This is a genomic window from Microbacterium sp. ProA8 (assembly GCF_039905635.1).
In the GTDB taxonomy this organism is placed as follows: Bacteria; Actinomycetota; Actinomycetes; order Actinomycetales; family Microbacteriaceae; genus Microbacterium; species Microbacterium chionoecetis.
This window is the reverse complement of the sequence record NZ_CP157000.1, coordinates 1,744,558-1,765,016: the sequence shown is the minus strand read 5'-3', so window position 1 is coordinate 1,765,016 and position 20,459 is coordinate 1,744,558. Positions and strand designations below refer to the sequence as shown.

The 20,459-nt window shown below is 69.1% G+C and carries 18 protein-coding genes; 4 read left to right on the top strand and 14 right to left on the bottom strand.

Annotation, left to right across the window (positions count from 1 at the left end):
- Positions 1 to 48: 48 nt before the first annotated feature.
- Positions 49 to 1,371 carry an MFS transporter gene (locus tag ABG085_RS07570; RefSeq protein ID WP_347978784.1) on the bottom strand — a complete coding sequence of 441 codons (1,323 nt, stop codon included), beginning with the start codon at positions 1,369 to 1,371 and terminating at the stop codon, positions 49 to 51.
- 216 nt (positions 1,372 to 1,587) lie between these two features.
- On the opposite strand from ABG085_RS07570, the gene ABG085_RS07565 reads away from it, so the two are divergent.
- Complete coding sequence (locus ABG085_RS07565) at positions 1,588 to 2,514, top strand: Lrp/AsnC family transcriptional regulator (protein WP_347978783.1); 927 nt, start codon at positions 1,588 to 1,590, stop codon at positions 2,512 to 2,514.
- 23 nt (positions 2,515 to 2,537) lie between these two features.
- Here the strand turns inward: ABG085_RS07565 and ABG085_RS07560 are convergent, their stop codons facing one another.
- From ABG085_RS07560 to ABG085_RS07545, 4 genes are all read right to left on the bottom strand, one after another.
- Positions 2,538 to 3,680: a Vms1/Ankzf1 family peptidyl-tRNA hydrolase gene (locus ABG085_RS07560; RefSeq protein ID WP_347978782.1), complete on the bottom strand. Its 1,143-nt coding sequence runs from the start codon at positions 3,678 to 3,680 to the stop codon at positions 2,538 to 2,540.
- Positions 3,673 to 3,882, bottom strand: a complete 210-nt coding sequence (locus ABG085_RS07555) for a hypothetical protein (protein WP_347978781.1) — start codon at positions 3,880 to 3,882, stop codon at positions 3,673 to 3,675. The genes ABG085_RS07560 and ABG085_RS07555 overlap by 8 nt, the downstream gene beginning before the upstream one ends.
- 199 nt (positions 3,883 to 4,081) lie before the next feature.
- Positions 4,082 to 4,786: a lipoate--protein ligase family protein gene (locus ABG085_RS07550; RefSeq protein ID WP_347978780.1), complete on the bottom strand. Its 705-nt coding sequence runs from the start codon at positions 4,784 to 4,786 to the stop codon at positions 4,082 to 4,084.
- Between the two features lie 89 nt (positions 4,787 to 4,875).
- Positions 4,876 to 5,589 (bottom strand): hypothetical protein, encoded by a 714-nt coding sequence (locus ABG085_RS07545; protein ID WP_347978779.1) that lies wholly within the window; start codon positions 5,587 to 5,589, stop codon positions 4,876 to 4,878.
- A gap of 125 nt (positions 5,590 to 5,714) precedes the next feature.
- Between ABG085_RS07545 and ABG085_RS07540 the strand changes: the two genes are divergently transcribed.
- Both ABG085_RS07540 and ABG085_RS07535 read left to right on the top strand, forming a co-directional pair.
- Positions 5,715 to 7,037, top strand: coding sequence for an NAD(P)/FAD-dependent oxidoreductase (locus ABG085_RS07540; protein ID WP_347978778.1), 1,323 nt, complete (start codon positions 5,715 to 5,717; stop codon positions 7,035 to 7,037).
- Between the two features lie 51 nt (positions 7,038 to 7,088).
- A complete protein-coding gene (locus ABG085_RS07535) occupies positions 7,089 to 7,886 on the top strand; it encodes a transglutaminase family protein (protein WP_347978777.1) in 798 nt (265 codons plus the stop codon).
- Between the two features lie 44 nt (positions 7,887 to 7,930).
- Here the strand turns inward: ABG085_RS07535 and ABG085_RS07530 are convergent, their stop codons facing one another.
- From ABG085_RS07530 to ABG085_RS07510, 5 genes are read right to left on the bottom strand one after another with little or no spacing between them, the layout of a single operon-like run.
- Positions 7,931 to 8,299 (bottom strand): shikimate kinase, encoded by a 369-nt coding sequence (locus ABG085_RS07530; protein WP_347978776.1) that lies wholly within the window; start codon positions 8,297 to 8,299, stop codon positions 7,931 to 7,933.
- A complete protein-coding gene (manD, locus tag ABG085_RS07525; protein ID WP_347978775.1) occupies positions 8,296 to 9,534 on the bottom strand; it encodes a D-mannonate dehydratase ManD in 1,239 nt (412 codons plus the stop codon). Before manD ends, ABG085_RS07530 begins: the two co-directional genes overlap by 4 nt.
- A gap of 45 nt (positions 9,535 to 9,579) precedes the next feature.
- On the bottom strand, positions 9,580 to 10,977 hold the full coding sequence (locus tag ABG085_RS07520; RefSeq protein WP_347978774.1) for a mannitol dehydrogenase family protein: 1,398 nt from the start codon (positions 10,975 to 10,977) through the stop codon (positions 9,580 to 9,582).
- The gene (gene uxaC, locus ABG085_RS07515; protein WP_347978773.1) at positions 10,974 to 12,371 is read right to left on the bottom strand and encodes a glucuronate isomerase; all 1,398 of its coding nucleotides are present in this window, start codon (positions 12,369 to 12,371) and stop codon (positions 10,974 to 10,976) included. Before uxaC ends, ABG085_RS07520 begins: the two co-directional genes overlap by 4 nt.
- A complete protein-coding gene (locus ABG085_RS07510; RefSeq protein WP_347978772.1) occupies positions 12,368 to 14,611 on the bottom strand; it encodes a glycoside hydrolase family 2 TIM barrel-domain containing protein in 2,244 nt (747 codons plus the stop codon). Before ABG085_RS07510 ends, uxaC begins: the two co-directional genes overlap by 4 nt.
- A 140-nt stretch (positions 14,612 to 14,751) precedes the next feature.
- Here ABG085_RS07510 and ABG085_RS07505 point away from each other — a divergent pair, with 140 nt between their 5' ends.
- Positions 14,752 to 15,969, top strand: a complete 1,218-nt coding sequence (locus ABG085_RS07505; protein ID WP_347978771.1) for an AraC family transcriptional regulator — start codon at positions 14,752 to 14,754, stop codon at positions 15,967 to 15,969.
- Between the two features lie 66 nt (positions 15,970 to 16,035).
- Here ABG085_RS07505 and ABG085_RS07500 read toward each other — a convergent pair whose 3' ends face one another.
- The 4 genes from ABG085_RS07500 to ABG085_RS07485 form a co-directional block, all read right to left on the bottom strand.
- A complete protein-coding gene (locus tag ABG085_RS07500) occupies positions 16,036 to 17,490 on the bottom strand; it encodes an MFS transporter (protein ID WP_347978770.1) in 1,455 nt (484 codons plus the stop codon).
- Between the two features lie 208 nt (positions 17,491 to 17,698).
- Positions 17,699 to 18,667 (bottom strand): Gfo/Idh/MocA family oxidoreductase, encoded by a 969-nt coding sequence (locus ABG085_RS07495; protein WP_347978769.1) that lies wholly within the window; start codon positions 18,665 to 18,667, stop codon positions 17,699 to 17,701.
- Between the two features lie 64 nt (positions 18,668 to 18,731).
- Complete coding sequence (locus ABG085_RS07490; RefSeq protein ID WP_347978768.1) at positions 18,732 to 19,598, bottom strand: sugar phosphate isomerase/epimerase; 867 nt, start codon at positions 19,596 to 19,598, stop codon at positions 18,732 to 18,734.
- A 1-nt stretch (position 19,599) separates the two neighbouring features.
- Positions 19,600 to 20,433, bottom strand: coding sequence for an SDR family oxidoreductase (locus tag ABG085_RS07485; RefSeq protein WP_347978767.1), 834 nt, complete (start codon positions 20,431 to 20,433; stop codon positions 19,600 to 19,602).
- Between the last annotated feature and the right edge of the window lie 26 nt (positions 20,434 to 20,459).

The following is a 20,459-nucleotide window of genomic DNA, read 5'->3' as shown; positions in this document are numbered from 1 at the left end:
TGTCGGGTCGTGCCGGGAGGGATCTGTCGGGCGCGCCGCGGCGCCGTCTCAGGCGGTGCGCGATGCCGTGGTGTCGGTGCGCGGCGTGAACGAGTCCGTCACCGGGGCCTCGTCGGAGTGCTGCGGCGCCAGCCACGTGCAGAGCCCGGCGAGAAGAGCCATGCCGGTGAACATCGCGAGCACCGACCAGATGCTGCCCGTCCACGCGATCAGCTGCGTCGCGAACCAGGGCGAGAAGCCGGCCCAGATCGCCGCCCCCACGCCGTACGACAGCGCGATGGAGGTGTAGCGGGCCTGCGGACGGAACATCTGCGCCAGGATCGCGGCGATCGGGGCGTAGGTGAAGCTCATCGCGATGCGCACCAGCGACGCCATGAGGAAGATGACCGGCTCGATCTTGCCGGGCAGCAGGAGCATGAACGGCACGAAGGTCAGCACCGACGTCACCAGTCCGATGTACATGACGTTCTTGCGGCCCCACTTGTCGCCGAGCCACGCCACCGGCAAGGTCACCACGAACTCGATGAACGATGCGATCGTCATGGCGTCGAGGATCAGCTGCGAGCTCATGCCGATCTGCTCGCCGGTCGCGTACGCCGTCGCGAACGTCGTCGCGAGGTAGTAGCCGCCGGTCGAGATCGGCAGCAGGCCGATGCCGAGGAGGATCGGCTTCCAGTTGACGCGCAGCGCGAAGGCGAGCGGCATGCTCTGCTTGCGGCCCTCGACCTTCTGCTCGAACACCGGCGACTCCTCGACGCGGTAGCGCACCCAGAAGCCGACGGCGATCAGCACGATCGACAGGAGGAACGGGATGCGCCAGCCGCCGCTCATGATGAAGTCGTCGCCGAAGCGCGACATGATCGCGAAGATGCCGGAGGCCAGCAGCGCGCCGGCGGGGTTGCCCAGCTGCGTGAAGCCGCCGTAGAACGTCTTCTTGCCCTCGGGCGCGTGCTCGACGCTCATCAGCACCGCGCCGCCCCACTCGCCGCCGACGGCGAGGCCCTGCATCGCCCGCAGCAGGATCAGCAGGATCGGGGCGACGATGCCGATCGTCTCGTAGGTCGGAAGGCAGCCGACGAGCACCGTCGAGATGCCCATCAGCAGCAGCGTGATCACGAGCGAGACGCGCCGCCCGAGCTTGTCGCCGATGTGACCGAAGATGATGCCGCCGAGCGGGCGGACGAGGAACGCCACCGCGAAGGTCGCGAACGCCGCAGCCGTCTCGGCGAGGGGGTCGCCGCTCGGGAAGAACAGGGGTCCGAACACGAGCGCCGCCGCGGTCGCGTAGACGTAGAAGTCGTACCACTCGATGGTGGTCCCCACGAAGGCGGCGATGCCGGCGCGCCGCGCCCTGCTGCTGGTGGTTGTCATGACCGCTCCTTTGCGGATGTGTCGGGATGGGAGCGATGCTAGGGACGACGGATGCCGCTGGCAAGGGCAGAACTCCAGCCATCCGCCCGTCGAACTGGGGTTCTGTCGACCGAATCGCACACATCACCACATGACATCGTGCCGAAAGCGGCCTACACTCGACTTCTGCACATCACCGCGTGCGATCGCGGGAAAATCGCCGAATCGAGGATCGCCATGGATTTCGACGCCGAGCTGATCCGTGAGCTGCAGATCGACGGCCGGGCGAGCATCCATGCGCTGGCGGGGCGGCTGGGCCAGTCGCGCGCCGCGGTATCGGCGCGCCTGAACGCGATGCTGGCCGACGGCACGGTGCGAGTGGTCGCCGCCGTCGACCCGGTGTTCCTCGGGCAGCACGTGCTGGCACACGTGTCGATCCGCACCCGCGGCGGCGTCGAGCCCGTCGCGCAGCACCTGCGCGGTCTCAGCGAGACGGTGCTGGTGTCGGCCGTCGGCGGAGCCCACGACCTCGTCACCGAGGTGCGGCTCGGCTCGATGCCGGCCCTGCACGATCTGCTGGCCGAGATCCGCGCCCTTCCCGGGGTAGCCGACATCAACACGCTCATCTACACCGACGTGGTGAAGGGGTTCTTCGTCTCGGAGTACCACGGCGACGTCACCATCGACGCCATCGACACCGCGCTCATCGAGCAGCTGCAGCGCGACGGACGCACGAGCTATCGCGCGCTCGGTGAGGCCGTGCGCCTCTCGCCCTCCGCGGTGACGACCCGGGTGCAGCGGCTCGTCACCGGCGGCGTCATCAAGATCAGCGCGGTCGAGGCTCGCGGGCTCGCGCACCGGCAGCTCTCCATGGGCGTCGGCCTCAATCTGGCCGGGGCGGACGATCGTGTGACCGAGGCCCTGCGCACCTGGCGCGGCGTGGACTTCGCTGCGCGCACGCTCGGACGCTTCGACGTGGTCACGACGCTCGTCGAGCCCTCCGCCGGCGCGCTGTACGCGAGCCTCGAACGCATCCGGGCGATCCCCGGCGTGGCGAACGTCGAGGCGTGGTTCCACCTCGCGGTGCTCAAGGAGGACTACGCGCGCACGCTGCGGCCGGCGGGAGGCGGCATCCCGCAGCCGCTCGGATCCACCGGCGCCTGACCGCGCGCACCCCGACCGCCGGCCTACGCCGGCGCCGACTCGTCCTTCGGCCAGCGCAGCACGGCCACGGGCTCGCGGGGCGGTCGCTCGTCGCGTTCCTCGCCCGGATCGGGCTCGTCCTCCTCCACCACGAGCACGCTCGCCCCGGTCACCAGCGCCGCGCGGGCGAGCGCTTCGGCCGCGGGGACGGCACCCAGGCTCGTGGCCTCGCCGGCGAATCCGCTCCCATCCGCCAGCCACGGCGGCGCATCGAGCGCCTCGAGCTCTTCGCCGGAATCCAGCAGCTTCGCGTCGAGGAGCAGCTCGTCGACCTGGGCCTGCTGCAGCGCGGCCAGCACGGCCGTGGTACCGCGAGCGCCGCGGCTGCCGCCGTCGGCCGCCGCACGATCCTCCGCTTCCGAGATCCGCTCCTGGAGCCGGCTGTTCACGCTGGCTGCGATCGTCTCCTCGAGCGCGTCGTCGTCCGCACCCGGCGCGCGGGTGTGGGCGTCGACGTCCACGACCAGCTCACTGCTCGCCGGGGCGAGGCGCTCTCGGAGAAGCTGTCGTGCACGGATGTCGCCGGCCAAGACGACGAACGACGGCCGGTGATCGCGCACCAGCCGGTCGACGGCATCCGCCACCTCCGCCATGTTGTGCATCCACACGTTCTCCGCACGCCGCTGCAGCCGAGCCTGCGACATGTTGCCGGCCTTCACCTTGGCGAGCCTGCCGGTGTCGCCCTCGACCTCGATCTCCTCTTCCGGCGCGCGCCGCCCCGCTCTCTCGAGGCGGATCTCGGCGCCCTCGCGCCCCGCCTCGACCACGAGATAGGCGAGTTCCGTCTCACGATGGCGCAGGAGCGGCAGCACCTCCGGAATCGGTCCGTGGTGGAACCGCTCCGGGCCGCGGCGCGCGTCGGCGAAGGACTCGTCCACCTCGACACGCCCCGCACGGACCAGCACGCACCGCGCGGAAGGGCTCGGAACGCCCGTCGAGGCGCCGAGCACGTCCGCCATCGCCTCGACATCGGCCTCAGGCGCACCCGCCTCCCGCAGGCGTTCGCGGACCGATCGCTGTCGGGACTCCTCCGTCCCCGTCGGCTGATCACCAGGACCGTCGATGTAGGCGGAGGTCCACGGGCCGGGCTGGGCCAGCAGCTCCGCAAAGTCGCTGCGGTCAGTCATGCGGGCTCCCGTCGGGCATATCGTGCCGGAAGGCCCGCTCCGTGTCAGGCGCGTCGGTGTCGTCGGGCAGCGGCTCGGTCTCGCGGAAGGGCTCCGCGTGCGCGGCACCGCCGTGGCCCTGCACCATCCCGCGTGTCTCCTGCTCGAGCTGCTCGTCGAGGTTCGGTCCGTGCTTCGTGTTGCCTCGCTGTGCATCGCTCATGTCGACTCCTTTCCTCGGTGTCCGACGCTAGGTCGGGCGTTCCCGCGCATCGACCCGGTTGACGATGCCGGATCACCGCGCTAGTGACGTCGGCCGAATCACGGGACGGCGTCGGGGAGTCGGGAGGATCGCGCCCGGGCACTCCGTCCCGCCGGTGACGTCCGGCGGTCGCTCGGCTCGATCGGCGCGGACCGGCCGATCACCCCTCGGCGAGCGCGGCGATCAGCGCGTCCTCCGCGGCGGCGCGCGGGATCCCCGCCGTCTCGGCGCCGAGGCTGCCGAAGGTCGCCGGGTCCCAGTCCAGACCGAGGGCCGCGTTGACCGCGAGGAGCACGTCGGTGAAGCGCTCGACTCCGGCGAGCGGCAGCATCCCGCTGAGCAGCCGCCCACCGCGCACCGCCCGCTGCGAGGTGCCGATCAGCTTCACCGCGCCGCGCGCGTTGATGCTGAACTCGCCCGGGCAGTACTCCCCCGGCACGTCGCCGACCCGGGCGTCCACGCCGAGCCCGCGCAGCGCCGCGGCGAGCGCCTCGCCGATCTCACGGAAGAACCGCACCTGGTCGATGGCGCCGTCCTCCTCGCGGGCGATCACGTCGAACACGATGCACGTCTCGTCGTAGGCGACGGCGCGGCCGCCGGTGGGGCGGATGACCGGCGCGAAGCCGCGCTCGATCGACGTCTGGCATGCCGTCGCGAAGCCGGGCAGCCGGCTCTCTCGCCGGCTCATCGCGACGGTGGGCGCAGGGGCGTAGAGCCGCACCACGCGATCGTGCGCGATCACGCCCGTGGCGACGGCGCGCAGGAGCTCGACGGATCGCTCGAGGTCGGCCTCGGCATCCGCTCGCTCCTCCTGGCGGATGACGAGAGCCGGGCCGTGCGACGGGAGCGGAGCAGGCGATGCCACGGGCACCACACCCTCACGGCCTCGTGAGTCCCACGGCCTCGCGGGGCGGTGGGCGGTGGGCGGTGGGCGGTGGGCGGTGGGCGGTGGCCTCAGCGCGATCCCCATTGCGCCGGCAGCCCCGCGCTCGGGCGCCGCGGGGTGTAGGTCTGCCAGGCCCCCCTGAAGCGATAGCCGCCGTACCATGCGGTGGCGGCGACGATCGCCAGCCCCACGATGATGCCGATGGTCACGGCCCCGCCGGTGGGCATGCCCAGCGCGGCGCACAGGCCGCCGGCGAACATCCCGCCCACGGAGCCCGTGACGAGCGCGCTCATGATCAAAGACGAGCCGAGCACCTGCTCGAATCCGCCGCGATGCCGGAGGAACGAATACGTGACGGCCATTCCGACGAAGTCGTCGTGGGTGGAAGCGAGGAAGTACTCGGCTGCGGCCGGGTCGACGTCGGCGTAGCCGCCCCGGATCCGGTTCATCGCGAGGACGAACATCATGTCCTCCTCGGAGACCGTGAGCATGCGGATCAAAGTCAGCAGGCCGACCACGGTCAGAAAGCCGAGGATCGCGAGCGCGGCGACCGGGAACCACGATCCGAACTCGGTGGCCTGCCCGAGCAGGCCGATGGTGACGAGGCCTGCCGACACGAGCGTGAGGTAGATGCTGATGCGGGTGAGCACCTCGTTCTGCGCGGTGCTGCGCGCGGCGAGCAGTCCCCAGTGCTCGGTGGCGAGGATCTGCAGTCTGCGGGCGAGCGCCGCGTCGCCGCGGGCCTCGCCGGCGTCGTCGAAGTGCTCGGCCCCAGTCGCCATGGTTCATCGTCCCACCGGGCCCCGACGAGGGGTAGAGCGGTGTCTCGCCCGGATTCCGTTCGCGCCCCCGCCCCCGTGCCGATAGCGTCGGAGCGCGCGGCGCTGCGCGCAGGAGGACGGTGCACATGGATCATTTCGACACGATCATCGTCGGCGCGGGGGTCGCGGGGCTCACCGCGGCCCGGCTGCTCGTCGAGGCGGGGCGCGATGTCGTCGTGCTCGAAGCCCGCGACCGCGTGGGCGGGCGCGTGTCGACCGACCGGCGCTTCGGCCTCGCCACCGACATGGGTGCATCCTGGATCCACGGCATCACGGACTCGCCGGTGGCTGCCGCAGCGGAGGCCTTCGGCATGCCCGCCGTCGAGTTCACCGTCGGCGGCTACCAGCCCGACAGCCGGCCGATCGCGTACTACGGCCCCGATGGGAGGCGATTGACGGATGCCGCAGCCCAGGCGTTCATCGCCGACATCCACGCCGCCGATGCCGCGCTGCTCGACGCGGTCGCCGCGTCCGCTCCGGACGCCTCGTATCGCGACGTCACCGAGGTGGCGCTCGCCGCGCAGGGGTGGGACGCCGAACGGACGCAGCGCGTGCGGGAGTACTTCGAGCACCGGTCCGAGGAGCAGTACGGCGTGTGGATCGAGGACCTCGCCGCGCACGGCCTCGACGACGATGTCGTCGAGGGCGACGAGGTGGTGTTCCCCGATGGGTACGACCGCCTTCCCCGGCGACTCGCCGAGGGGCTCGACATCCGCCTCATCCATGTCGTCTCTCGCGTGCAGTGGTCTGCCGAGGGCGTCGTCGTCACGACCGACCATGGTGCTTTCGCCGCCGACGGTGCGATCGTCACGGTGCCGGTCGGCGTGCTCCAGTCCGACGACTTCGTCATCGAGCCGGCCCTGCCCGAGCCGGTCTCCGGAGCCCTGGCCCGGCTGAGCATGAACGCCTTCGAGAAGGTGTTCCTGCGGTTTCCGACGAAGTTCTGGGACGACGACGTCTATGCGATCCGGCAGCAAGGCCCCGAGAGCCGCTGGTGGCACTCGTGGTACGACCTCACGGCGCTGCACGACACGCCGACCCTGCTGACGTTCGCGGCCGGGCCGGCCGCCATCGAGACCCGCGACTGGACCGAGGAGGAGATCGTCGACTCGGTGCTCACGCAGCTGCGTCGCCTGTACGGCGATCGCGTGGACCGGCCGACGCATGTGCATGTCACGGACTGGCAGGACGACCCGTGGTCGCACGGCTCCTACGCCTACATGACCGTCGGATCCACGACCGCCGACCACGACGACCTCGCCACGCCGATCGGGGGCGTCCTGCACCTCGCGGGCGAGGCGACGTGGACCGACGACCCCGCAACCGTGACCGCGGCGATGTGCTCCGGACACCGCGTAGCGTCGCGCGTGCTGGGGTACGACATCCCGATCGAGACCGCCTGGACCTGAGCGTTCGCCGAAGCTTTCGCTTTCTCGCCGCGTTCAGGGCAGGCTTGGGCAATGCAGCGCACGGTCAGCAGCACCATCGTCCTCGACATCACCGAACCCGCCGACCTGGTCTTCTCGATCGCGGCGGCCGGCGACTACGACCTCAGCACGGAGCACGTGACCGCGACCCTGGACGGGGCACCCGTCTCGATCGCCGAGCTCACCGACGTCCACGCCACCCGGCTGCATCGGGTGCAGAGCGGCGTCGGCAGGCTGGTGATGAGCTACGACGCCACCATCGAGGGCACGGCGTCGCCGATGGCCCGCGACGACGTCGAGCTCTTGACCTATCTGCGCCCCAGCAGATACGCCGAGTCGGACGCGCTCGCCGAGACCTCCGCAGCCGAGTTCCGCGGCATCCAGGGTGCCGCCGAGCTGCTGACGGCGGTGTCATCGTGGGTCGGGACGCGCCTGAGCTACATGCCGGGCTCTTCCCTCCCGACCGACGGTGCGGTGCGGACGCTGCTCGCCCGGCGCGGCGTGTGCCGTGACTATTCGCACCTGTGCGTGGCACTGCTCCGCGCACAAGGTGTGCCGGCTAGATCTGTGGCCGTGTACGCGCCCGGGCTGGACCCGATGGATTTCCACGCCGTCGCCGAGGCGTGGGTGGATGGTGCGTGGCGGGCGGTCGACGCCAGCGCCCTCGCGCCGCGGTCGACGCTCGTCAGAATCGCCACCGGCCGGGATGCGGCCGACACCGCCTTCCTCAACGTCCTGTCGGGCAGGGCCGAGCTCGTCGAGATCTCTGTCACCGCCGTCGCCGACGAACTGCCCAACGACGACCTCGACCAGCTGGTCAGCGTGCTCTGAACGCGATGGTCATGCCGCGATGCCCGCGGCATGACGCCTCCGCCTCACCCCCGATTGCCGCGGAGCGCGACTCGCGCCGGCTGGGCCCCGTACTCTGACACGGCCCAGCTGATCGCGGAGATGTCGTCGCGGCGACGACAGACGCGCAGATCTCGCGTTGAGCGAACGGGGCATTTCATGCCCGCATCGATGCTCGCCTCGCAGCTGGCAACGTTGGAGCATCTCGCCGGCACCCCCGCCGCCATCTGCGCCTTCGCCTCCGCAGAGTGAAGATCGTCAGCTTCGATGAAGGCCGCGTCGAGTCGTTCCGCGATGGCGACGGCGAGCGTCGACTTTCCGGCGCCCGCCACCCCCATCACGACGACCGCAACCGGCCATTCCGGCGCGCCAGCCGCGGCATCCGTGTCGCTCACCAGTCGTGGACGGTGCCGTCGAGCAGGCGGTTGTAGGGCAGGTACGCCTGCTCGTACGGATACTTGCCTGCCTCATCGACGTTGAGCTCGACGCCGAGGCCAGGGTTCTCGCCGGGGTGGAGGTAACCGTCCGTCCAGGTGAAGGACTGCTCGAAGACCTGATCGGTCTTCGCACCGTGGCGCATGTACTCCTGGATGCCGAAGTTGTGGATGCTGAGCCCCAGGTGCATCGCAGCGGCCATGCCGACCGGGGAGATGTCAGTGGGTCCGTGCATGCCCGACTTGATCTGGTACATCGCGGCGTAGTCGAGCGTCTTCTTGAGGGGACTGATCCCGCCCATGTGGGTGACGGCGCCGCGCACGTAGTCGATGAGCTGATCGCGGATGATGTCCTTGAAGTCCCAAACGGTGTTGAAGATCTCGCCGATCGCCAGCGGCGTCGTGGTGTGCTGGCGCACCAGCCGCAGCGCCTCCTGGTTCTCGGCAGGCGTGCAGTCCTCGAGCCAGAACAGGTCGTACGGCTCGAGGTCCTTGCCGAGCCGGGCGGCCTGGATGGGCGTCATCCGGTGGTGACCGTCGTGGAGCAGCGGGATGTCGGGGCCGAACTCGTTGCGGACGGCCTCGAAGACGCCGGGGAGGTGGTTGAGGTAGGCCCGGGTGTCCCAGTCCTCCTCCACCGGCTTCGCACCGCGGCGGGCGGGCTCGTGGTCGTACCGGACTGTCGCGTCGCCGACGTCGGCACCCTGCGCCGCGATGCCGTAGATCGCCTTCAGCGTCGGCACGCCGGTCTGCACCCGGATCGCCTTGTAGCCCTGCTCCTGGTGCGCGCGGATCGAGTCAAACAACTCGGGGAGTTCCTTGCCGGACGCGTGCCCGTACGCCATCAGCCCACTGCGGCTCGCGCCACCCAGCAGCTGGTACACCGGCATCCCGGCGGCCTTGCCCTTGATGTCCCACAGCGCCATGTCGACCGCTGCGCTGGCCGCCATCGTCACCGGGCCACGTCGCCAGTACGCCGACCGGTAAAGGAACTGCCAGGTGTCCTCGATCTTCGAGGCATCCGACCCGATGAGAAGCGGCACCACGTGCTCGGTGAGATACGCGACGACCGCCAGTTCACGCCCGTTCAGGGTTGCGTCGCCGAGACCCGTGTGCCCTTCGTCGGTCGTCAGCTTCAACGTGACGAAGTTGCGATCAGGGCTGGTCACGATGACCTCAGCCTTTTCGATGATCATGGGGTTCTCCTTTAGAACAGTGGAATGAGCGCATGCCCTGTTCGGTCATCGACCGAGAGCGGGAGTCTGATCTGTGGACACGTCCGGGACGAGTTGCCGGACGTCATCGACGAAGCCGGGAAGGGCTGCGAGTTTCGGTGAGACAAGTCCGACGAGCGACGAGACGGGGTCGTCGGATGCCTCGGCAGCGGCGACCGCGTCGGCTCGCACGTCGACGGCGCCGGGATCCGTTCGCAGCCAGGCGATCCATGTCGCGAGAGCGCGCGCGCTTGCCGAGGTGTCCCGACCTGCTGCGATCGAGCGCTCGGCGACGGCCGCGAATCGAAACTCCACCTTCGTCGTCGCCTCGGCGGCGATCTGCGCGAGCCGGTGGACGATTCGAGGATTCGCGAAGCGCTCGATGAGCTGGCTCCGGTACTGCACGTGCTCCGTGCCGTCGGGAAGGCAGGCGACGGCTTCGTCCCAGAAGGACTCGACGAGGGCACGGCACTCGGGGTCGGCGATCGCTTCGGCGACCGTATGGAGCCCGCGCGGCATCCCCGCGAACGTGAGGAGACTGTGGGCGCCGTTGAGCAGCCACAGCTTCCGGTTCTCCCACGGTTCGATGTCGTCGACGAACCGGGCACCGGCGCTCTCCCAGTCGGGCCTTCCCGCGGGGAAGTCGCCCGCGAGCACCCAGTCCGAGAACGGCTCGGTGATCACCGTCAGGTCGTCGAGCCAGCCCGCACTCGACACGACAGCGGGGACCTCGTTGGTGTGGGGAGTGATGCGGTCGACCGATGTGCTCACGAACGACACGTTCGCCGTGACCCACGCGGCGAGGGTCGGGTCGACCCGCTCAGCGAACGCGATGACGCCCTGGGCGACGAACTCGCCGTTGCCGGGGATGTTGTCGCAGGGAACGACCGCGATCGGCCCTGCGTCTGCGTCGCGTCGTGCACGGAAGGCGGTCGTCAATCGGCCGAGCACCGTCGACGCGGCCGACGCGCCGGCGCGCAGCGCTTCGAGGTCTGCGCGCACGTCCGGGTCGTCGAGATCGGGCAGCCCGGCGGTGGTCAGCCGGTAGCCGCTCTCGGTCACGGTGAGGGTGATGACGGCAACCTGCGGGTCACGGGCAAGAGCCTCGAGGCGCTGCACGTCCTGCCCCGCGACGGCCTCCACGACGCTTCCGATCACCTCGAGTCGATCGGTGTGGGGGCCACGCTCGACCAGCGTGAAGAGTCCGTCTTGCCGGTTGAGGGCCTCGGCGCTCGCGATGCTGCGCCCGGTGAATGCTGCGATCCCCCATCGCGCTGCATCGGCAGCATGGGCGGTGTACCAGGCCTGGTGAGCGCGGAAGAAGTGCCCGAGGCCCAGATGGACGATCCGCACCGGAGCCGGGGTGGCGGCCGCGTCGCCGCTGCGTCGGGCGAGCTCGTCGCGGGTGAGAGGTGTGGGGCTCACAGTTTGAAGACCTCTCGCGGGATCGCGTCGACGAGGTCCCGGACGATCCGGCGCGCGGTCGGAAGGCTGACGCGCCCCTCGACGACGAGTCGCGCGAGGAACGCAGCGTCCGATCGGCGTGCCGTGTCGTGCCGCGCGGGGATGGACAGGAAGGCGCGCGTGTCGTCGATGAAGCCGCTCGACCGGTAGAAGCCCGCGGTCTCGGTGACCGCGGACCGCCACCGCTGGATCGCGTCCGGCGCATCGAGGAACCACCATGGTGCACCGATGAACACGCTCGGGTAGAAGCCAGCGAGCGGTGCCACCTCTCGCGAGTACACGGTCTCGTCCACGGCGAACAGGACGAGGTGGAATCCCGCTGCCGTGCCGAAGGCGTTCAGCAGCGGGCGAAGGTTCCGGGTGTACTCGGTGCGCACCGGGATGTCGTGTCCCGTGTCCGGTCCGAATCGTTCGAACGTCGGCCGATGGTGGTTGCGGTGCACTCCGGGGTGCACCGTCATGACGAGCCCGTCCGAGACGCTCATGCGGGCCATCTGGAACAGCATGTGTCCCCGGAACACCCGGGCGGCCGCGGAATCCGCCGTCCCGGCCAGCGCCGTCCGGAACAGCTCCTCAGCGGTCCCCGGATCCAGATCCGTCGTGAACGGCTCGACCACCCCGTGGTCCGCAGAGACCGCCCCGTGGTCGATGAAGTAGTCTCGACGCGCCTGCAGCGCCTCGAGATACCCCGCGAAAGTCGCCCGCCGTCCGGTCGCCGCAAGCAGCCGGCCGACCCGGTCGACGAACCCGGGCGCCTCCGGATCCAGATACGCATCCGGGCGGAAGGTCGGGAGTACTCGTCCGCGAACGGCCGGATCGGCGGCGAGCCGTGTGTGCGGTGCCAGATCGTCGAGGGGGTCGTCGGTCGTGGCGAGCACGTCGATACGGAACCTGTCGAAGAGGGCGCGGGGTCGGAACCCGGGCTCGGCCAACGCTGCGGCCACGCGGTCGTATATGCGATCGGAGGTCTCCGCGGAGAGCTCGTCGTGGACGCCGAAGAGCGTCGCGAGCTCGCCGGTCAACCAATATCCGCTGGCTGTCCCGGCGAAGCGGTGCCAATTCGCCGCGAGGATGCGCCAGGCCTCGCGCGGATCGACGGCGCGATCGCAGTCGAGACCGAGGTCACCGAGGGGCACCCCGCTCGCGTGCAGGAGGCGTGTCACGTAGTGATCGCGCGTGAGGAACAGGTCGGCGGGGTCGCTGAACGGGATGTCCTCGGCGAGCAGCCGCGGATCGACATGTCCGTGCGGCGAGATGATGGGGGCGTCTGCGACCTCGGCGTGCAGTTCGGCCGCAAGTTCGCGCACCCTCTCATCCGAGGGGAAGAGTCGACGGTCCACCGACGGAGGTTTCATTTCGAGATGAGGTTGAGCTGGGCATTGAGCGCCGCGACCTGTTCGATCGGCACTCCCCCGGCCTGCGTGATGAGCTTCTGGACGCTCATGCGGTCGACGATCGCCTGCATCGCGGGCGGGATCTCAACCCCGCGCCCCACTTCGCCGCGGCTGGTAGAGACCGCCTCGAGCACGGACGCGATCACGCGCGTTCCCTCCTCCGACCGCTTGATGTCGCCCAGCGAGTCCTGGATCGAGAAGAAACCCTCTGGTGCCGGCAGTGGCGCGGCGTCGAACCAGTTGGCTATGGCGGTGGTGGGCATGATGGATGCCTCTGGCACCTCGTCGACCTTGCGCAGGCTGATCGTGTCAGTTTTGTCGCCAGCGCGGGCGGTGACCTCGTGCTCGCCGGTGAGCGGCACCTCGAACCGGAAAGCCCGCGAACCCGCGACGGTGCCCACCTCGGCGCCGTCGACGAGCAGCGTCACCTCGGGCTGGTTGGAGTACACGACGACCTCGGTCACCTCCTCCGCACGTTCTGCGCGGCGCCGCCCGGCCACGTGGACGAAGGGCTCGGTCGCCCATGCCGCCTTGTAGACGTAGAACGCGTCCTTCTTGAGCGTGCGGTCGAACGAGACCAGACCCTTCTGGTTGCGCCCGGCGACGCCGCCCTCGTCACGGCCGGCAGAGCCGAAGTCGGCGAGGTTCCACACGTGCGTGGCCCACAGCCACGGCCGCTCTTCGATCATCTCGACCATGTGCTCGTGGTAGAGCGCCTGATAGGTCTCGGAGTAGTCGCCCTTCGCGGGGTCGGCGGACTGGTACTGCGGGTTGGCGTCGGCTCCGTACTCCGAGAGACCGATCGCGATGCCGGGGTACGCGGTGTGGAAGTCGTCGAGCCACGTGTCGTTGTCGGCGGAATCTCCGACGTACCAGCCGAAGTAGAGGTTGTACGACATGACGTCCGGCAGCGTGACGAGCGGGTGGTCGGTCTCGAGCAGGAACAGGTTCGCCATGGCCGTCAGACGCATGGGGTCAAGGCGATGGGCGAGGTCGTTGAGATCGCGGTGCGCGGCCACCACGTCGTCGCCGGCACCGGCGAGGGTGATCTCGTTCGACAGGCCCCAGCAGACGATGCTCGCGTGGTGGCGGTTCTGCACGATCAGCTCGGTGAGCTGGTCGCGGGCGTTGTCGACGGCACCGGGCAGGAACACCGTGATCTGCGGGATCTCGGCCCACACCACGAGCCCTGCCTCGTCGCACAGGTCGTAGAAGCGCTGGTCGTGCTGGTAGTGCGCGAGCCGGACGGTGGTCGCCCCGATCTCGCGGATCAGGGCGAGGTCGGTCTGCTGCATCGCTTCGGTGATCGCATTGCCCGCACCCTCGAAGTCCTGGTGCCTCGAGACGCCGCGGAGCGGATACTCCTCCCCATTGAGCAGAAACCCGCGCTGCGGGTTGACCTCGAACTCCCGGCATCCGAATCGCAGCTCGACCACGTCGACGAGGACATCTCCGTCGAGGAGCTCGGCGCGGGCCGTGTAGAGGTGCGGGTCGCGCAGGCCGTGCCACCGGCGAACCTGCTCGATCGTCAGATCAGCCTGGGCCTCACCACCGATGACGGGCACCGTGACGGCAACCTCGCCGTCGATGACGAAGCGAACGGATGCCTCGGCGGCAGCGACCCCGGACACGCCGGCGTTCACCGAGACGACGGCGCCCCGATCGGCGAGACGCGGCGTGACCGTCAGTCCCGGTCCGCCGTCTCCGTCGAGGGCGAAGTGCGTCGCGCCGACGCTGATCTGCCGGACCTCCCGGTAGATGCCGCCGTAGAAGGTGAAGTCGGCCTGCTGCGGGTAGACGCTCTCGTTCGCCGTGTTGTCGACGACGACCACGATGGTCGCGGCGCCCTCGACGAGATACTCGGTCACGTTCACGCGGAACGTGGAGTATCCGCCGTGGTGGCGTGCCAGGAGCTGGCCGTCGACGTGCACCTCGGCTGTCGAGTTCACTCCGGCGAACTCGACCCACGTCTCGATGGCGCCGACGTCGGCGGTCACCCGCCGCGCATACGTCGAGCGGCCGCGTCGGTACCCGCCGCCCGCGTACCCGTCCGCGGCGTTCCACGTGTGCGGCAGGCTGACCGTCGACCCGGCCGCGGCGACCTCGTCCCAGCTCGCATCCGGCAGCGCCTCAGGGGCGTAAGCCCAGTCCTCGAGGAGGGACGTGACCCGGCGGAGGGAAGGGGTGGGAGGCTGCGTCATTGTGGTCTCCTTCGGCGCACAGCGCACCGGCAGGTGCCGGGCTCGTTTCACGTTATGACCACACGGAGGGTCCACAATAGAACTGGAAAAGCAGGAACAGCACTCGTTGCGCACGAGTGAAACGCCAACCAAGGATCATGATGACGACGGCGAGAACCACAGGGGCCCCCGACGGCCTCGGTACGATCGTCGGCGTCCTCGCGGACGTGCTGAGCTGCTCGGTGACCGTCACCTCCGACATCGCCGACGCGCTGACGGCGTTCCAGGACGCGCACTGCCTCAACCCGCAGATCCAGCCGGCGTTCACCGCCGCCGCACTCCGCGAATTCGTTCTCGCAATGCCCGCGCAGGTCATCCACGAGGTCGAGGAGCCGCTCGGGATGGCGGTGGCCGTCGCGCGCTGGGACGATCGGCTCCTCCTCATCGGCCCGTACACGCACACGCCGATGTATCCCGGGACCGCCGAAGAGGTGATGAGTCGGCTCGGGATCCCGACCGCCCACCTGTCCCTGTACAAGCTCTATCGCACCCGCTACGCGATCGTCGACGCCGAGTACGTGCATCGCAGCGCCTCCGCGATCCTGCGTGCAGGCGGTGGCGAGGACACCGCAGGTACCCTCCAGCATGTGAAGGCGGAGGGCGGATCCATCTCGCCTGGCCTGGGCGACGCCCCGCAGTCCGCGTCGTTCGCCGTGATCGAGGAGCGCTATCGCCACGAGCAGGACTTCATGGATGCCGTCGCCGACGGCGCAACCGATCGGGCGCTCGCCGCACTTCAGGGCCTATCGGGGATGCCGCGCATCAGCGGCTATCTGAACACCCCGTTCCTCGGAGCGACGATCCTCCGCATCATGGCCCGGGTCGCCGCCCAGCGTGGGGGCCTGCCGCCGGTGACGATCGACGCGATCTCGCAGGAGTACGCCCAGCGGCTGCACCGGGTCGGCCACAGCTCCGACACGCGACGTGCGCTGGGCTTCATCTCCCAGATGGTCACCGACTTCTGCGAAGCGGTGAGACGCCATCGACTGCGCGGCTACCCTGCCCTTGTGCGGCGCGTGACCGACGAGATCGAACTGCATCTCAGCCATCAGGTTTCAACCACCGAACTCGCTGAGCGCCTCGGGGTGTCGGCTTCGACGCTGGCGCGGCGGTTCAAAGAAGCCACGGGGACGACCGTCGCCGGGTATGTCGCCCAGCGGCGGGCCGAGCGCGCCGCGCGGCTGCTCGCCACGACCACGCAGGGTGTGCGCGACATCGCGATGTTCGTCGGGTACGACGACGCCAACTACTTCGTCAAGGTGTTCCGTGCCGAATATGGCATGACGCCGACAGCGTATCGCGACCAGCACGGGACATGACGATGGCCCTGGGTACCGGCGCTGCCACGCCGGCACCCAGGGCCGTCATCTCGGAACTACGGCGTATCAGGCCAGCGCCTCCGCCGGGACGTCCGTCGTCAGCTCAGCTTTGCGGCTGGCGATGCGCTTCTGAACGGCGATCATCTCGCCGCGGTTCAGCTTGTAGCCGTGCATGGCGATCAGCGTGCAGACCCAGCCGAGGATCGGCAGCCCGAAGAAGAGCAGCATCGTCATGAGGAGGATCGCCGTGTTCGGGCTGTCGGTCGGCTGCGGCATGACCGTCGAGAAGCCGATCAGCGCGACGGCTCCCAGTGCAAGGGTCGAGCCGAGCGACGAGATGATCTGGTCCACGAAGTTGTAGGTGGCGGTGACAGTCGCAGGAAGGAACTTACCGGAGCGGTCGAGCTCGTAGTCGATGACGTCGGCGCGCATCGCACCCGAGGCCACCGTGACAACCATCGACGCGCCATTGAGGAGCAGGTACACGAGGAAGAACACGATGGTGAGGGGCAGGCTGCCGAGCACCGAGCTCAGGTCCACGACCAGGCAGAACGCGGCGAGCACGAGGGCGAGGATGATGCAGATCCATGTCCACGTCACAGTCGCGGCCTTCGACCCGTGCTTGCCCGTGTACCGCGCACCGAAGATCGCGAACACGATGCCCGGAAGGATGGCGATCAGGCTGAGAGTCGTGCCCAGCTGCATGTTGCCAAGCAGGATGCCCCACATCAGGGTTCCGATCACGGCCTGCGACTTCACCACCTGAGCGAGCTTGTCGGACGCGCCGCTGACGAGGTATCGCATGAACGAGCCGTTGTGGGCGAGCACATTCCACATGTCGCGGACCGAGACCTCGGCATCCTCCTTCGTCACCGCGAGGTGGACGAAACTCTCCGGCTTGTCGACGCGCGCGACGCCGATGCAGGCGAGGATCTGGAAGACGAGGGAGCAGGCCACGTAGGTGATGGCGGTCTCGCTGAGCATCCCGACCGTGAACTCGTTGCCATGACGCGGCAGGAAGACGACGGTCGACACGATCGTGAAGATCGAGGGGATCAAGTAGGCGTACACCGTCGCCCACACCTGGACCGTCGGCCGCTGGCGAGGATCGTTTGTGAGGACAGGACCCGACATCTGACCGGCGATGTCGTTCATCGAGGACCCGATGATGTACACCAGATACAGAGCGATGAAGAACACAGCGCCGAGGCCGGCGTTCGATCCCCAGACGAACAGCATGAGGATCGCGAGCGATCGGATCGCCCAGCCGGTGAGCATGAAGAATCGCAGCTTGCCGAACCGGAAGCGCACCTTCTCGATGACGAGGCCGACCAGCGGATCGATCACGCCGTCAAAGACGCGGGTGACGGTCAGGATGATGCCGGCGACGGCCACGGCGATGCCGTAGCCCGCGTTCTGCAGGTAGCTCATCAGGCCGACCAGGACATAGAAGATCATCGCCGAGCCGTTGTTCAACTGTGAGAAGGCGATCTCCCAGGTGCGGGCACGACGGTACGTCACGCCGTCGGCTTCGCTGGCTGTCGGTTTCGGGTTACGCGCCATCGCGTTTCACACTCCTTTGGGGATACTCTCACGGCCGAAGACGGGAGTCGATCCACGTCGGGCGTCTGAGACGACCGCAATGCTAAGACGCCTCATCACACGCGGAATAGAACTGAATCGTCACGAACAGCAGCAATGCGGCGCGCGTGTTCGGCTACGTCGCAGCTCAGCGTGCGGCCGACATCCCCGCCAGCACCGCGTCGAGCGTGCGGGTGATCGCGAGCGAGTCCGCATGCGAGTGCCAGGGATGCTCGAGACGCCCGCTCCCAATGGCGTCGGTGACCGCGGCGAGCATCGGGCCGTAGCCGTTCCCCTGGCGGGGATACTCGATCACCTCGGGGGCGCCGAAGATCCGCTCCGCCGATCCTGCGTGCACGCGTGCGCGCGATCCGGCCCAGAACATCGGGTCGATGGTGATCCACCCCCGGTCTCCACTGACCGTCGCGGTGAGATCGAGGAAGCGGATACCCGACCACGCGAGCTGCGCGAAGGCCAGGCGGTATTCGAGCGTGGCGTGGCCCTCGATGTCGGTGCCGTCATCGAAGACACCGGATGCCGCAAGCGAGGTCGGCTCGCCGAGGAACCAGTGCGCGAGGGTGACGGGGTAGATGCCTCGATCTCTGAGGATGCTGCCGCCCTGCGCCGGTGTGAGCACGCGTCCGCGTGCCTGAAACGGTGTCCCGAAGCTCGCGCGAACGCTGTTCGCGGGGCCGAGGAGCCCGCCGCGAACGCGGTCGATCACCTCGACATGGAGCGGATTGAACCGCATCCACATCGCCTCCATCGCGAAGCGCCTGGCCGTCGTCGCCGCCGTGTACACGCGCTCGGCCTCGTCGGCGCTCGTGGCGATCGGCTTCTCGATGAGTACATGCTTGCCGGCCCGGAGCGCCTCGACCGCGATGTCGGCGTGCGTGTGCGCCGGCGTGGCGATGTAGACCACGTCGACGTCCTCGCGGGCGAAGAGCTCGTCGCGCGACACCGTCGCGAACGCGATGGCGTGAGCCCGTGCGAAGTCGTCGGCGCGTTCGGCCGACCTCCCCCACACCGCGGTGACGGTTGCGCCCGGCAGCGCGGCGAGGTCGGCCACCAGCCGCTCGGAGATGTCGCCTGTGCCGATGATCCCCCATGTGAGCATCCACGCTCCTTTCGTCCTGACGCCTTGGGCGCCGCTGGATTCGGGTCGGTGTCGGTTGAGCGTGTCAGGGAAGGAGGCGCCGAAGCACTTCGCCACTGACCTCGGCGCTGCGCAGCGGCGACCCGTCGATCCAGTTCTTGTGGGTCTCGACCACGACAGCATCGACGTGTAGAGATGCCGAGCGCGTGATGATCGCGTCGACGGCCATGTTGCCGGTACCCAGCTCCACGCTGTCGACCTTGACGATCGGGGTCATCGTGGGTCCGGTGACGCGCGAGCCGCGGTCGGTGATGTGGAGCAGGCGCACCCGTTCGCCGAACCGATCGAGCAGCGCCAGCGGATCAGCGCCCGCAGTGACCGCCCAGAAGCAGTCGAGCTCGAACCCCACGGCATCGGAATCGGTCTGCTCCACCAGCACTTCCCACGCGGCGCGACCCGAGCCGAGGCGCCGGAACTCCGCCGTGTGGTTGTGGTAGAGCAGGCGCATGCCCTCGGCGGCGAGAGCACGACCGGCGGCGTCCAACCGCCGCGCCAGCCGCGTGACAGCGCTGTCGTCGCCGTAGTCGAACCGATACATGCCGGTGACCACGACGGTGCGAGTGCCGAACCCGGCGGCCCGAGCGGCAACCGCCATCGTCTCGGACTCGATGGCGCCAAGATCCTCGTGCACCGCGACGACCGACAACCCCGACTCCGCGACCAGGCGCGGCCAGTCCAGCCGCCCACCGCGCCCGACCGGCATGCCGGCGGCCTTCGTGAGCGCGCGCACGAAGAGCGGCGTCGGGCGGGTCATGAAGCCGTTGAGTTCGATCCCCTCGTACCCGGCGGACGCCAGTCGCGCGAGGGTGTCACGTGCCTGGCTTTCGGTGGAGGTGACCTGGCCGATCTGGATCTGCTGGATCGCGCGCAGCGGCCGCCCGGAGGCTGTCACCCTAGATCGTCTCGCCGGCGTCGGCCATGAGGGTGCTGCCCGTCATGATCATAGAGAGGTCGCTGGCGGCGAAGAGCACGACGCGGGCAATGTCGTCGGGGGTGCCCATTCGGCCGATCATGCTCTTGTTCATGACCTCCAGCGGGGGCATCTCGATGCCCGCCGCGGCAGCCGCCTCGGCGCCGGCCTTCGCAGCGGCGAGGTTGCCCTCGGTCGGCACGAAGCTCGGCGCCACGCCGAGCACGCGGATGCCGAGGGGGGCGAGGTCGACCGCGAGCGACTTGGTCATGCCGAGCGCCGCGTGCTTCGAGCCGACGTAGGCGGCCATTCCCGGGAACGCCACCTGCACGCCCGCCGTGGAGATGATATTCACGATGACCCCGCCCGAACCGTCCGCCGACATCCGTCGTGCGGCCTCACGTGCTCCGAGGAAGACACCGCGGGCGTTGACGGCGAAGGTGGAATCCCACATCTCGTCGGGCATGATCGTCACGGGCGCGTTCGGGAAGATTCCCGCGTTGTTGACCCAGACATCGATGCCGCCGAGTTCGGCGACGGCGAGGTCGGCCGCGGCGGCGACGGACGCGGCATCGGCGACGTCGGCGCCCGTGCTCACCACCCGAACCCCGTACCGCTCCGACAGTTCCGCGGCCGCGGCATCGGCGGCGTCGGCATTGAGGTCTATCAGCAGAAGGTCAGCGCCGGCCTCAGCCAGGCGCGAGGCGATGGCCTTGCCCAGGCCCTGGGCAGCACCGGTCACGACGGCGCGCCGCCCGCCCAGCGAGAGAAGATCGGAAAGCGGACGGTCCGAAACGTCGGCGAACGGGAAAGACATGTGTGCTCCTTTGCGTGCTGTGGTCA

Bases quoted from the DNA above. Each gene is read 5' to 3' on its own strand.
- ABG085_RS07570 (WP_347978784.1), bottom strand. From the start codon at position 1,371: ATGACAACCACCAGCAGCAGGGCGCGGCGCGCCGGCATCGCCGCCTTC.
- ABG085_RS07565 (WP_347978783.1), top strand. From the start codon at position 1,588: ATGGATTTCGACGCCGAGCTGATCCGTGAGCTGCAGATCGACGGCCGG.
- ABG085_RS07560 (WP_347978782.1), bottom strand. From the start codon at position 3,680: ATGACTGACCGCAGCGACTTTGCGGAGCTGCTGGCCCAGCCCGGCCCG.
- ABG085_RS07555 (WP_347978781.1), bottom strand. From the start codon at position 3,882: ATGAGCGATGCACAGCGAGGCAACACGAAGCACGGACCGAACCTCGAC.
- ABG085_RS07545 (WP_347978779.1), bottom strand. From the start codon at position 5,589: ATGGCGACTGGGGCCGAGCACTTCGACGACGCCGGCGAGGCCCGCGGC.
- ABG085_RS07540 (WP_347978778.1), top strand. From the start codon at position 5,715: ATGGATCATTTCGACACGATCATCGTCGGCGCGGGGGTCGCGGGGCTC.
- ABG085_RS07535 (WP_347978777.1), top strand. From the start codon at position 7,089: ATGCAGCGCACGGTCAGCAGCACCATCGTCCTCGACATCACCGAACCC.
- manD (WP_347978775.1), bottom strand. From the start codon at position 9,534: ATGATCATCGAAAAGGCTGAGGTCATCGTGACCAGCCCTGATCGCAAC.
- uxaC (WP_347978773.1), bottom strand. From the start codon at position 12,371: ATGAAACCTCCGTCGGTGGACCGTCGACTCTTCCCCTCGGATGAGAGG.
- ABG085_RS07510 (WP_347978772.1), bottom strand. From the start codon at position 14,611: ATGACGCAGCCTCCCACCCCTTCCCTCCGCCGGGTCACGTCCCTCCTC.
- ABG085_RS07505 (WP_347978771.1), top strand. From the start codon at position 14,752: ATGACGACGGCGAGAACCACAGGGGCCCCCGACGGCCTCGGTACGATC.
- ABG085_RS07495 (WP_347978769.1), bottom strand. From the start codon at position 18,667: ATGCTCACATGGGGGATCATCGGCACAGGCGACATCTCCGAGCGGCTG.
- ABG085_RS07485 (WP_347978767.1), bottom strand. From the start codon at position 20,433: ATGTCTTTCCCGTTCGCCGACGTTTCGGACCGTCCGCTTTCCGATCTT.